General features: G+C 69.7%; 11 protein-coding genes. 6 read left to right on the top strand and 5 right to left on the bottom strand.

All coding sequences use genetic code 11. The annotated features are described in order from the left end of the window. Positions 1-629 precede the first annotated feature (629 nt). The 3 genes from ACIRP2_RS27445 (at position 630) to ACIRP2_RS27435 (ending at position 4300) form a co-directional block, all read left to right on the top strand. Positions 630-821, top strand: a complete 192-nt coding sequence (locus ACIRP2_RS27445; RefSeq protein ID WP_404254742.1) for a hypothetical protein — start codon at positions 630-632, stop codon at positions 819-821. Between the two features lie 889 nt (positions 822-1710). After that, entirely contained in the window at positions 1711-2277 is a 567-nt protein-coding gene (locus tag ACIRP2_RS27440; protein WP_404254740.1) for a hypothetical protein, read from the top strand. Positions 2278-3562: 1285 nt separating this feature from the next. Continuing rightward, positions 3563-4300 (top strand): SAM-dependent methyltransferase, encoded by a 738-nt coding sequence (locus ACIRP2_RS27435; RefSeq protein WP_404254738.1) that lies wholly within the window; start codon positions 3563-3565, stop codon positions 4298-4300. A gap of 340 nt (positions 4301-4640) precedes the next feature. Here ACIRP2_RS27435 and ACIRP2_RS27430 read toward each other — a convergent pair whose 3' ends face one another. Then, positions 4641-5156, bottom strand: a complete 516-nt coding sequence (locus ACIRP2_RS27430; protein WP_376277279.1) for a lytic polysaccharide monooxygenase auxiliary activity family 9 protein — start codon at positions 5154-5156, stop codon at positions 4641-4643. 313 nt (positions 5157-5469) lie between these two features. On the opposite strand from ACIRP2_RS27430, the gene ACIRP2_RS27425 reads away from it, so the two are divergent. Beyond that, complete coding sequence (locus tag ACIRP2_RS27425) at positions 5470-5937, top strand: DUF1348 family protein (protein WP_404254736.1); 468 nt, start codon at positions 5470-5472, stop codon at positions 5935-5937. Between the two features lie 369 nt (positions 5938-6306). On the opposite strand, the gene ACIRP2_RS27420 is transcribed toward ACIRP2_RS27425, so the two are convergent. Then, a complete protein-coding gene (locus tag ACIRP2_RS27420; protein ID WP_404254734.1) occupies positions 6307-7086 on the bottom strand; it encodes a tyrosine-protein phosphatase in 780 nt (259 codons plus the stop codon). A gap of 215 nt (positions 7087-7301) precedes the next feature. Between ACIRP2_RS27420 and ACIRP2_RS27415 the strand changes: the two genes are divergently transcribed. Then, the gene (locus tag ACIRP2_RS27415; RefSeq protein ID WP_404255117.1) at positions 7302-7904 is read left to right on the top strand and encodes a YoaK family protein; all 603 of its coding nucleotides are present in this window, start codon (positions 7302-7304) and stop codon (positions 7902-7904) included. 357 nt (positions 7905-8261) lie between these two features. Here the strand turns inward: ACIRP2_RS27415 and ACIRP2_RS27410 are convergent, their stop codons facing one another. Together ACIRP2_RS27410 and rpmG are read right to left on the bottom strand one after the other, a co-directional pair. Further along, entirely contained in the window at positions 8262-8528 is a 267-nt protein-coding gene (locus ACIRP2_RS27410) for a type B 50S ribosomal protein L31 (RefSeq protein WP_404254732.1), read from the bottom strand. Positions 8529-8574: 46 nt separating this feature from the next. After that, positions 8575-8739: a 50S ribosomal protein L33 gene (gene rpmG / locus ACIRP2_RS27405; protein ID WP_404254730.1), complete on the bottom strand. Its 165-nt coding sequence runs from the start codon at positions 8737-8739 to the stop codon at positions 8575-8577. A gap of 565 nt (positions 8740-9304) precedes the next feature. Here rpmG and ACIRP2_RS27400 point away from each other — a divergent pair. Next, complete coding sequence (locus ACIRP2_RS27400; RefSeq protein ID WP_404254728.1) at positions 9305-10780, top strand: PP2C family protein-serine/threonine phosphatase; 1476 nt, start codon at positions 9305-9307, stop codon at positions 10778-10780. Positions 10781-10932: 152 nt separating this feature from the next. Here ACIRP2_RS27400 and ACIRP2_RS27395 read toward each other — a convergent pair whose 3' ends face one another. Next, a complete protein-coding gene (locus ACIRP2_RS27395; RefSeq protein WP_404254726.1) occupies positions 10933-12432 on the bottom strand; it encodes a hypothetical protein in 1500 nt (499 codons plus the stop codon). Position 12433: the final 1 nt, after the last annotated feature.

Genomic DNA, 12433 nt, shown 5'->3' with positions numbered 1-12433 from the left:
ATGGGTTGGGCGGGCTGCGAGGCAAGCCTGGCCACGTGCGGTCTGTTCCCGCCCTGCCCTGTCCTGGATCTCTCGCGCACGCGGCGGCGACTTGCTCGAGGAACTCGCCCTCGTACGGCAGACCTCTCGTGAATCAGCGCGGTGCGAGCGCCGGGGCGGAGAGCGGTGGCAGGTTGCGGGTGCCGCACCCAAGCGGCGCCTGGTGTTCGTGGACCGGCTTCAGGTCACGCCTGTGCAGCTGCGCTCGGGCTTCCCGCACGCTGCGCCGGCCGAGTCGTACGGGAGTGGACCGCCCCACCGTCTCGGGCGCGATCCGCGAGGTCCGTCCACTGCCGGCGGCTCGCGGCTTCGCGATTCCCGACCGGCCCGGGCTTCGACTGCGCACGCTGGAAGACCTGTTGGCCCACGCCGACGCTGAGCGCGTGGACCTGCGCATCGACGGTACCGAGGCGCAGGTCCGCCGCCCCGCGCGCGGGGCGGCTAAGGGCTGTCCCGTCATCCCTGGCGGGCGCGCGACGACGGCTACGGCACCTTGCCGCGTTGTCGGAACATCCGCATACATCCCGCATGCGGACGCCCCTCCGCCTTACGATGCACCGCATCCGACGCCGCGCGCTGATCCACCAGGGATGACGGGACAGCCCTTAGGACACAAGGTGTTCGTCTCGGGCAAGAAGAAGCAGAACACCATCAAGACGACCGCCTTCAGCGACGGCCGGGGCCGCACCCCGTTCAGCGGAATCGTGCGGCCGGGCCGGATCCATGACCGGACGGCCGCGCGCCGAGGGCATCCGGGCAGTTCCGTCAGCACCCGAGGGTGAAGGCCGAGGTCGACGAGGGATACCGAGGCCCGGCCCATGAATCTCCTGGACACCGGCTCCGGCACAGCTTGGTCGGCTCCTTGTCGATCCGACCGTCGGCCTCACCGAAGCCGTCGTCGGACGGGTACTTCCAGCTGCCGGAATCGGCGGGACCCTCCCCGTACTTCTCTCGCCCAGAGCACCTGAGCAATGCCACGATTCGGACACGGAAACAGCACGGCACGCTGCCTGGCGGGAAGCGCCCCTTCAGTCGAACGGCCAGACGTTCGACCCCGTGCACGCCGCAGCTCCGCCGACGCTCCCGGCCTCCCCGCCCGCAGCACGACCTGACTCGGATCAGAAGGGACGGCGCGTGACTCCCGCTTCCGCCCGCTCCCGCTCGGGCCCGTCGCAGCCCGGTGACGGCCCGATGTCCGCCCGGCTTGGCGTCCGCGGCACGGCGCGGCGCGGCACGGCACGGCGCGGCGCGGCACGGCACGGCACGGCACGGCGCGGCACGGCGCGGCGCGGCGCGGCACGGTCGGGGACGAGCCCGCCGGAGCTTCGGTTCATCAGCACCGTTGTCGCAGGTCGGGCGTGGGGGGCGGGCTTTCGGAGCGGCGACGCGGCGCAATTTCGGAGGATGTCAAAGACAGACACGCGGGCGTAGGGGTGACCGGGAATCAGGAAGTCGCCCGGTCGGACCAACGATTCATCAACTCACTTATTTTTTAGGCAAGTTGGACATTAGTAATATTATCGGGATATAGCATTTGGCGTACTCCTTGTCCCCCGATCGGCGAACCGAGCCTCCTTGCCAATGCACCCGAAATGACAGGTATGTGGACGCTCAGTACGTTCAATCACAAGTCGACTACTCAGTCGGCCTCTCTGAGACAGGAGAAGTGACATGGTTACCCGTTCCACCGTTGTTACCGCCGCCGTAGCGGCAGCGGCGGCCCTGGCCGCCACCGGCATCACCTACGCGTCGGCCGCCACCTCCGAGCCGGCCCAGGCCGCCGCCCCCGTCATCCAGCAGGCCGCCGCCCCCGTTTCGGCCCTCAACGGCGGCGGCGACGCCGGCAGGGGCAACGAGGGCAGGGGCGGAGAAGGTCGCGGCGGAGAAGGTCGCGGCGGAGAAGGTCGCGGCGGAGAGGGTCGTGGCGGAGACGAGGAGCGCTACGAGGGCCGGATCCACATCAACGAGCGCACCTACTCCGACGAGCGGGGCGGCTGCATCACCGTGGTCAGCGGCCTCGGCTCCAAGAGCCTCAACATCCGCAACGACAGCCGCCGGACCCTCGAGGTCTTCCGCGGGGCCACCTGCGACAACGGTGCCCCCATCGCCACCGTCGGACCTCACAGCTCCAGCGACGGCGTCTTCCCGGGCCACGTCCGGGGCGGCGTGTGGGCCCGCGACGGTGTCGTGGGCAGCTTCCGGGTGATCGACCACCGCCGCGAGGGCGGCAAGTGGTAACCGAGTCACCCGCCTGACACGGAACCCCGGCCCGCCGGAATCGGGCCGGGGTTCCCGCCCGGACACCCGTCCGGACCCCCACACCCGACCAGCACCCTATGACGCACAACACCTGCCACGCCGAACCGGACCGCAAGGCGTTGCCTGCCAGGCCACGACAGCCGGGCCGGACACGGCCGGCGACCACGGGCCACCGGCATTCGGCATTCGGCAGGACCCGCCCATCCGGGCGGCACGACGTGGCAACGGCGCGGCAGACGCCGTCCACGTCCCGGCCGCCCCGGACACCGGTCACCTCACGACCGGTCACGGGCCCTCCCGAGCCGGAGCCCGAACCCACACCCCGGCACGCCGTGTCGCCATCCGGCGTCCACGCTCCGGAATGCCCACCTCCGCACGTAGGCACCGTCTGTTCGTCCGCATCTGCGGGAGGTGGCCGCTGCCGATGTGCCCGCCCATGGAACGGCGGGGTGGCCCGACAGGGCGAGCAGGTCTGCCAGGAGAAGGTGTGAATGCTGCACCTTCAGGCCCGACCCGCTCCCCGCTCGTTGCCGCCTCGCCACGGGCGGCCCGAAGCCCACACCATCCGGGCCACCGCGGTGGCGGGCAGCACGCTCCACTCCGATCGAGATCAGACGCTCAGCGGCAGGCTTCGGGGATGCCTTCGAGCCAGTCGCGGCTCGCTGCTCCCTTGTGAAGTCACCTCTCTGATCCCGAGTCTCCGCAGCCCCACTCCACGCCGCCCGGACCCGGCCGGATTGCCGCTGCCCGTCAGTGGGCTCGCCTCCCGGGCCTACGGGCTGATCCCTGCGGGGCGGGTGGCCTCCCGGAGCCCCGCAGATCTCTGGGCACCGATCACCTTCGGGCTCCTTCTGCCGGCCGCCTTCGTGATGCTCGAACTGTGCATCCGGCAGCCGAGTTTCGATCCCCGAGCCCGGCGCATGCTCGTCGGTGGCAACCCGGCACTCGGGCTGCTGCTGTTCGCCATGACCGCCGTCGGCTTCCACGGTGCCTTCTCCGCTGCGGGGCACGCGGCTTCTCGCCCCTGGAAGCGGGCCTGGCCTGCTCCCCGGCGGGTACGCCGGGGTCCGTCGGCTCGGGAAAGATCGACCACCGTACTGCCGTCGACCCCCGTCCGCTCCCGCTGGCATCACCGGACCTCGCACCGCCGCGTCGGTCATCGGATTCGTCGCGTGTCACCGTGCTGCGGTTGCTGTCGGGCAGCGGTCCGGTCCACGGGAGAAATGGCATGCATGAGGCCCGCCGCCGCTGCCAGGCTGTGCCGGTGAACCGTGAACAGATGTCCAGACTTGCCCATGCCGACCACCCCATCAAGTCCCCACTCGATGACGACTCCGTGAGGCACTTGCTGAAACACGGCGTCCCGCATGGCGACGCGCGCGTACTCGACCTGGGCTGCGGCAGCGGGGAGTGGCTGCTGCGCGCCATGACCACGCACCCGAACCTGACAGCCGAGGGCGTCGACGTCTCCGAGGACGCCCTTCGACAGGCCCACGACTCCGCCGTCCGCCTCGGCGTCCAGGCCCGCCTCGTGCTGCATCACCAGGAGGCGGCCGACTTCCGTTCCGCGCACTCGTACGACCTGGTGACCAGCGTGGGGGCCACCCATGCGTTCGGCGGCCTGCTGCCCACCCTCGCGGCGGCCCGCAAACACCTGGCGCCGGGGGGACGTGTCCTGATCGGCGATGGTTTTTGGGAGCATGAGCCCACACCGGAAGCCGTCGAGATGCTCGGGGACTTCACCGACCTGGCCACCACCGTGGACCGCGTCGTCGCCGACGGGTGGACTCCCGTCCACGGGCATGTCAGCACGCGCCGTGAGCTGGACGACTACGAGTGGGCCTGCTGGGGATCGCTGGCCTCCTGGGCCCTGGACCATCCGGCCGACCCGGACAGCGCGCAGGTGCTGGAGACCGCCTCGGTCCGCCGCACCGAATGGTTGCGCGTCTACCGGGACACATGGGGCTTCGTCAGCCTCGTCCTGCGTCGGACCTCCGACTGACCCTGGACGAGTACGACAGATCGGCCCCGCTCGAAAACGACTCGGGCCCGGCCGAACGGGCCCCGTCCGACACGGTCGACCAGCAGTCCCCGGGCGAGGGGTGGTCACGGCGACGCGCGCACCGCACCCACTGAGGGGTGACGGATCTTCAGCATGCCGCGGAAGTCGGCGACTCCGGTGACCGGCGCCCCCGTCCGGGCCATGTCGAGCAAGCACAGTCGGCCGGGACAGAACCCGATGGTCGCGGTGCGGGAAGCACGGGCCTTCCGGCGGCAGGCGTCCGATCCGGCCAAGGGACGGTACCGGCACCCGCTCCGGGGCGCCGGTACCGTCTCGTCGGTCAGCCGATGTTCACGTCGATGCAGGCGTAGAAGGCATTGGCCGTGTCGGCGATGTTCCAGACGGCGAGGACCTTCTGCTTGCCCGTCAGGCCACCGAAGTTCACCTGGTGAGTGACGGTGGCGCCGGGCTGTGCGCCGTTGTCGTTGAACTCGGCGACCTTCCGGCCGCCTGCGAAGTACTGCCACGTGCTCGTGGCGTGCCGGGCGGTCAGGACCCACTGGAAGGACGTGGTCCCGCTCACCGGGGTGACCTTCCACCCCTTGGAGTCGTTGTCGAGTTCGGCGAACCGGCTGTTGCCTCCGCTGCAGCTGGTGAGCCCCTTGGGGCCTTCCACGCTCTGCGGCTCGTACTTGATGTCACCGCAGCTCACGGTCCCGGCAGCACACTGGGCCTGGCGGCTCGGAGGTGACGAGATGTATCCGTGGGCATCGGCGGAACCGGCCGGAAGGCTCAGGGCCAGTACAGGTGCAAGCAAGGCACCGATGGCTGCGGCTGTCTTCCTTTTCGCGTGCATGCTTCTCCTTCACATGAGGCGTCGCCGCGCACGATCGGGCTGTGGGGGCCCGGCCGATGGCAGGCCGGCCTCTCCGGTGTGGGGGCCAAGAGGCGCGAAGGGCTCGGCAAGATCCACCACCGCGTACGCCGTGAAGCAGCAGGTGCACGGAAGGCGGCCTTGCGCTTGGACTAGACCATAACCATCGACGCGCACGCGTCAAGGGCGTCTGCCTGGTGGGCGTCGACAGCGACAGCGAATTCCGGACAGCGCGCACCGGGCTCACGCCATAGGCTCGGGGCCGACACCGAGATCAGGATTCACAGGAGAGACCATGACGGTACGTCCCCCGGTCCCGCCGTTCACGCGTGAGTCGGCCATCGAGAAGGTCCGGCTGGCGGAGGACGGCTGGAACTCCCGGACGCCCGAGAAGGTGGCACTCGCCTACACCGAGGACTCCCGATGGAGAAACCGCGCGGAGTGGGCCACAGGACGCGAGGAAATCGTCGCGTTCCTCGCCAGGAAGTGGGCCAAGGAACTCGACTACCGGCTCATCAAGGAACTCTGGGCGTTCGAGGGCAACCGGATCGCGGTGCGGTTCGCGTACGAATGGCACGACGACTCGGGCAACTGGTTCCGCTCGTACGGCAATGAGAACTGGGAGTTCGACGCGAACGGGCTCATGAGCGTACGGCACGCCTCCATCAACGACGTACCGATCCGGGAAGCCGACCGGAAGTACCACTGGCCCTTGGGCCGCCGACCGGACGATCATCCGGGGCTGGGCGACCTCGGCCTCTGACGGGCCGGAGGGGACGACCGGCCCCGGACATCGATGCGCCCCCGACCGACGGGCCGACGAGCCGTCGGGCGCGGCGCTGCTCCCCCTCCGGGTCGTCGGCTCCGGCCATGGGGCCCCTTCCAGGGTTCGTCCCGATCCGAAGGGCTTCATTCCTCCACCGTGAGGTGGGAGGGGTACGGCGCGGACATCGACCGGCGCCCGGTGTGCCCACTCCGGCTCGTCGGTACATCGGCCCCGGCGCGACGCCCCGGCTGCATGGACCGCACGTGCACGGCTGCATCGAGATGTCGACGGCCGCTTCGGTGCGCGGGCAGGCATGCCGGTTCCCGCGGCCGTGCATCGGCCACCTGCAAACCGGCGTGCGCCGGTTCAGTCGCTCCTAGCCGTCGTACCGCTCACGGCCGGCCCGTCCTCACCGACGGACACGAGGAGGTTTCTGCGCAACGCCGCCACCAGTTCCTCGTCGACGCCCAGGAGTTCGGCGGCATATTCGTGGACGGAGCCGTGGGTCGCGGCGAGATCGGCCAGGAAGCGCCGCATGACATCGGCGGGAGCCCTGCCGTACCCGGGCCAGCCCGGTTCCTGGCCGGCATGGTCCGCCCGCCAGTCGGCCAGGAGCCGATCGGTGGCGAGCTCGGTGAGGGTGAAGTCGGCGACGATGTCGTCCTCCGACACGCCGAGCAGGGAGAGGACGAGCGCGGCGAGCAGCCCGGTGCGGTCCTTGCCCGACGCGCAGTGGAAGACGGCGGGTGCGCTGTCCTCTGCTGCGATCACGTCCAGTGCGCGGCGGATCTCGGCGACTCCGTCGTGGGCCACCTCCGCGTACCGGTCGGCAAGGAAGCGTCCGGTCTCCGCCTCCGGCCCCAGGGCCGCCTGATCGTAGGGCCGGTGCTCGATGCTGAGGTGGTGGTATCGCAGTCCCGGCGCGTCGGGTACGCGCCCCTTGGCTGCGATCTCCCAGTCGTAGCGCAGATCGATGACCGTGCGGACTCCGAGGCCGAGAAAACGGTCCCAGTCCTCGTCGCGGAGCTTGCCCAGCGAGTCGGAACGGAAGAGGCGGCCCCAACGTACCTGCCGGCCGCCGTCCGCCCGATACCCGCCCATGTCACGGAAGTTGTGCAGTCTCTCGAAGGCTATGTGTCTGTTCACCGTGCAGAACTTACGACAACGACGACCTGCGCGTCGGTGCGGTGCGGGGGCTCCGTCGTGTGGATCCGCAGGGGTGACGGTGCCCGGGCGTGCCTGGCTCGCCGCGCCGGGCGGGCGGTGTGCACCCGCTCGGGCGGGGCCGAGTCGAGAATGCAGACGTGTCTACTCCTGTTCCCCCCGCCCCTGGGCGCGATCCGTGGAGCGAATGGGCTCTGCTGCTTCTGTCGGCCGCTTCCGGGGCCGCCGATGCGTTCGTCTTCGTCTGTGTCGGCCAGGTCTTCGCCGGGGTGATGACCGGGAATCTGGTTCTGCTGGGCGCTTCTGCCGCCGGCGTAGGGGAGCACGGGGTGGCCCTGCGGGTGATCACCGCGCTCGTCGCGTACGGCATCGGTGTCATGTGCGGTGCCTGGATGAGCGAGCGGTGGCGGTGGCCACTGCCGTGGATGCTGCTGATCGAGGTGGCACTGCTCACGGCGGGAGCCGTGCTGTGGTCGCTGGGCCTGATCACCTCCGCGTGGGACCTGCTGGGGCTGCTGGTGCTCATCGCCGTGGCCATGGGCATTCAGGGCCGTATCCGGGCGACGCCCACCAACTACTTCACCGGCACGCTCACGTCCTTCGTCAGCCGCCTGGCGCTGCGATCGTGGGACCGGGGGGATCGCTGGGTGGCCGGCCGGCTGGCCGCGGTCGTGGCGGGTGCGGCCGTGACCGCCCTGGCGGTACGGCTCTGGCCGAGCTCCGCGGCCACGGTGGCCGTGCTGCCGGCGGCGGGTGCGTTGCTGATCGAGGCGGTGCCCAGGAAGCTGCCGCGGGGCTGACCGCAGCCCGGGCCGGTCCATCACTGCGTGGCCGCGGGGACACGTTCCGCGACGCCGATCGATCCGTACGAGGTCTGCGGCCTCCACCTGGCAGCGCTGTCGATTCCGGGTACGTGGTTCAGAACCAGTCGGCTCGGAGCCCGGCGCGATCCGACCATCGCCCATGGATGGGACATGGGACAGGACAGAGGAATGCCCCGGCCGGATCGGGGGAATCCAGCCGGGGCGGTTCGGGTGTGGGCGCGATACGCGACATCCACTTATAGGTGAACGATAAACCATCGCGTCGCGTTCCCAGGAATTCGTGCCCAGGACTGTGACACAGGGCACGGAATCACCGCTTCAGGGGGGCGCGGATCAGCCAGTGACGGCCGTCCGGGCACCGTAGCGACGGGCGAACCGTTCGATACGGCCGGCCGTGTCCAGCACCCGCTCGGTCCCGGTATAGAACGGGTGACTCGCCGACGAGGTCTCCACGTCGACGACGGGATAGCTCAGGCCGTCCTCCCACGTCACCCGCGCATCCGAGCTCACGGGCACGGTCGAGCGGATCAGAAAGGCCGCCCCCGCGGCGCGGTCACGGAAGACCACCGGACGGGAGACGGGATGGATACGGGACTTCATACGCGTTCCTTTCCTGGTGTCGCGAGAGGGCCGGACGAGCCGTTGGTCAGCGTTCCTCACGGAAGAGGACGTGCCGCCCCACGACGGGATCGAACTTGCGCAGGACCAGCCGGTCAGGGTTGTTCCGGCGGCTCTTGCGCGTCACATAGCTCTGCCCCGTTCCGGCCGTAGACCGGAGTGTCACCACGGGGCGGACCTCACTGCGGGCCATGTACGCCTCCAGACTCTTCGCCGACCCCCGATCCCCCTTATGGGAATGGGTGTCGTTTTCGTTCTGGTGTCGTAACGCGAGAGAGGCGGACCGCATTCCCGTCCCGCCGACACCGACCGAGGACCGCACCTTGCCCGTGCCGAACGGGGGACGGCCGCGCGACCATCCGGCAGCTCGCACGGATCAGGCCGGAACAGCCCACCGAGCACGCGAGGGCGATCCGACCGGGATCCGCGCCGCCATCCCACGACGCATCCGGGACGGCGTCGCGACCACCGCCCGAGGTGGCTCTTTCACATATGCCTCCGCTCCGGCCGGACGCGCCGTTCAGGGACCGCCTACGCGGGCGCGCGGCCACTCGCGCACGCCGGGCTACTTGCTTCAACACCCGACGACAGCAAGGTTGTTCGACAAATCGAAGCCATCGAAGCGCCTGTGGCATATGCCAGAAGCAACAACCTATCGAGTGTTGCCAAATCCCTTACGAGCCCCTGCGGCCTGTGCGACAGTCGTCTACGGTCCACCTTTCAGACCTGGTCGCGCCGCGCCTGTATCGGAGTACGAGATGCCGTCCCATCTGTCTGCGGACCGCCCCGCGCCCCAGCCACCCGAACGACATGCCGTCGACGCGTTGATCAGCCGGACCCGTCGGCTGCGTGGCGATGTGGATGCCGTGCGGCGGGACACGGCGCTGATCGACGAGGAAGACGCGCAGATGCGCTGGCAGCGTGCGCTCTGCGATCTGGCGGTCCATCACCTCGACGATCTCGGCACACATCTGGGACAGCTCAGGGAGGGCCTTCCGCCGGAGCCGCCGCAGACACCGGAACAGCCCACGGACTCCTCGGCGCTCGACGCCTCGGACGAGACCCCCGACCGGTCGGAGCCCGGTTCCCTCATCGGCAGGGTAGGCAGTGCCGAGTGGAACCTGCTGACCGACGAGGTCACCTGGTCCGAGGAACTGTTCGAGATCTTCGGCAGATCCCCCGAGATGGGGCCGCTCTCGCTGGACGAGCTCCCCTCTGTGCTTCTTCCCGAGGACCAGCCGCTGCTCACCGCCATGGTGACGGACTGTCTGGTCGACGGAAGGCCGATAGACGGCGAATTCCGCATCCTGCGGACCGACGGTCGCATGCGCACACTCCACATGATGGGTGAGCCCGTCCTCGACGCGGACGGCTGCACAGCCTCCATGTGGGCGGTCCTGCGCGATGTCAGCGAACTGCGGCGCAGCCAGCAGGCGGTGCGCACGAACCACGACTCGCTACGGCGTCGACAGCACAGGGCACAGACCGAGCATCGGATGGCGGTCGAACTGCAGGAAACCGTGCTTCCGCCGTGGCGGGATTCGCTGCGGCTGCCTTCACAAGGGGTGGGCGCGCTGGATGTCGCCGCCCACTACCTCCCTTCTCGGTCCAGCTCGCTGATCGGCGGAGACTGGTACGACGCGTTGGAACTGCCGGACGGCCGGACCGTCCTCACCGTCGGTGATCTGACCGGCCACGGCATCCGGGCCACCTCGGCCATGGCGATGCTGCTGGGGGCGTTGCGGGGGATGGCTGTGGCCGGCATCGAGCCGGGGGCCCTGATGGGACATCTCAATCAGTTACTGGAATCCTCCGTCCAGCCCGCTCTCGGCAGCGCGGTGTGCTGCCGCTTCGAGCCGTCCACCGGCGTCCTGACCTGGGCGCAGGCGGGGCACCCCGCGCCGTTGCTGTTCCGCGACGGAAAGGGGCGCCCGCTGCTGCCACCGGACGGGGTCCTGCTCGGCGCGACCTCCGGCGTCGCGTACGAGCAGGACGAAGTGCACCTGCTGCCCGGTGACGTGCTCGTCCTGCACACCGACGGACTGAACCGCCACGGCCGCCGCGATGCGGGCCCGGACGCCCTGCTCGCCCTCGCCCCCCGCTTCGCACAGGCCCGTACGGCACGGGAGTGCGTACGGACGGTCGTCACGGAGTTCGGTGACACCGAGCGCCTGGACGACGCATGTGTGCTGGTCGCCCGCATCCGGGCACAGGGAACAGCCGCACATGCATGAGGACAGTGGGTATGCGGAACACCGGACACGGCATGGCCGGCGGGAGACGAGCCGCGGGTGCCGTACTCGAGGCCGCGACGGCCGGACGGTGATCGGTCGATCAGTCGGTGGTCGGACGTGATCGGCGCCCCCTCATCGCGGGGCCCGCGTGTTCAGATCTCCGACGAGCGCCTGGGCTGCTTGATGATGGTGCTCTGCGGCAGGGCGAGCTTGATCTCCTCGCGCAGGTCCTCGATCTTGGCATAGCCCGCGAACTGGCCCGTCAGCCGGTACATCTGGCGCAGCCGGTCCCAGGTGCGGTGAGAGGAGGTCTCCCCCATCGTCACCAGGGCGAGCCTCGCATAGCGGTCGGCCTGCTCGGGATCGTCGGCGATGAAGCATGCCGAGGCGAGTGAGATGTAATCGAAGATCTTGGAACGCTGGCGTCCGTTGGCCCGGAGCTCCAGAGCCCGCTTGGCATGGCGCTGGGCGACGATCGCCACCGACGGGTCGTGTTCGGCGAGCGTACGGAACGCCAGGGCCTGCATGCCGTGCAGATCCGCCTCGTCGAACAGCTGCATCCAACTGGGCGGCGGCACATCGCTCTTGTCCGATACGAAGAGCTCCTCGGCCTTGCCCAGTGTGCGACGCATCGCCTGGCCGCGTCCCATGGACGCCTGCGCCCAGGCCTCGATGGTGTGCAGCATCGCCTGAGTGCGTGGCAGAACCATGTCGCCGGAACCGGACTTGGCGAGCTTCATCAGGTCCAGGGCGTCGTCGGGGCGACCCAGGTGGACCATCTGCCGGGCCGCCCTGGAGAGCGCCTCACCCGCTCGCGGGCGGTCGCCGCCCTCGCGCGCCGCGTGGGCAGCAATGACGAAGTACTTCTGGGCGGTGGGTTCAAGGCCGATGTCGTGGGACATCCATCCCGCGAGCACCGCGAGGTTGGCGGCGACGCCCCAGAGGCGGCGCTGAAGATGGTCCGGGTGACGGTAGGCGAGCATGCCGCCCACCTCGTTGAGCTGGCCCACCACGGCCTTGCGCTGGAGTCCGCCGCCCCGGGACGCGTCCCAGGCGCGGAACACCTCGACGGACCGTTCGAGCGCCTCGATCTCCTCCGACCCGATGGGCGCGGCCTCGTACCGGTCGAAGCCGGCGGGATCCGCGTACAACGGGTCGTTGGTCCGTGGGGCATCGGCCGCCGGCACAGGGTCGGTGTGCAGCCAGTCGTGCATGGGGCCGGTGATGGTCGATCCTGCGGCGAGCGCGGCGCCCGCGCTCACCAAGCCGCGTCGGTTGAGCATGAGGTCCATTCCCGTGAATTCGGTGAGGACCGCTGCCGTCCGCTCGGGCGCCCACGGCAGTCCGTCGGGATTGTGCTGCGTCCCGACCTCTCGCCGTTTCCCCACACGCCCGCGTCGGCCGAACCCGAGGTCCTCGATGGTCACGACACGACCGAGCCGCTCGGTGAACAGGGCAGCCAGCACCTTGGGCACAGGATCGCGGGGGGACTCCCCCATATCGATCCAACGCCTCACCCGCGAGGTGTCGGTGGCCAGTTGCGGGTGGCCCATGGCCGCCGCCTGCCGGTTCACCATTCTCGCGAGTTCGCCCTTGGACCAGCCGGCAAGGCCGAACAGATCGGACAGGCGGGTGTTGGGTTCTCCGGTCACG

Origin of the sequence: Streptomyces sp. NPDC101194 (assembly GCF_044767885.1) — a bacterium.
GTDB lineage: Bacteria > Actinomycetota > Actinomycetes > Streptomycetales > Streptomycetaceae > Streptomyces.
This window is presented reverse-complemented; position numbering and strand designations above follow the sequence as displayed.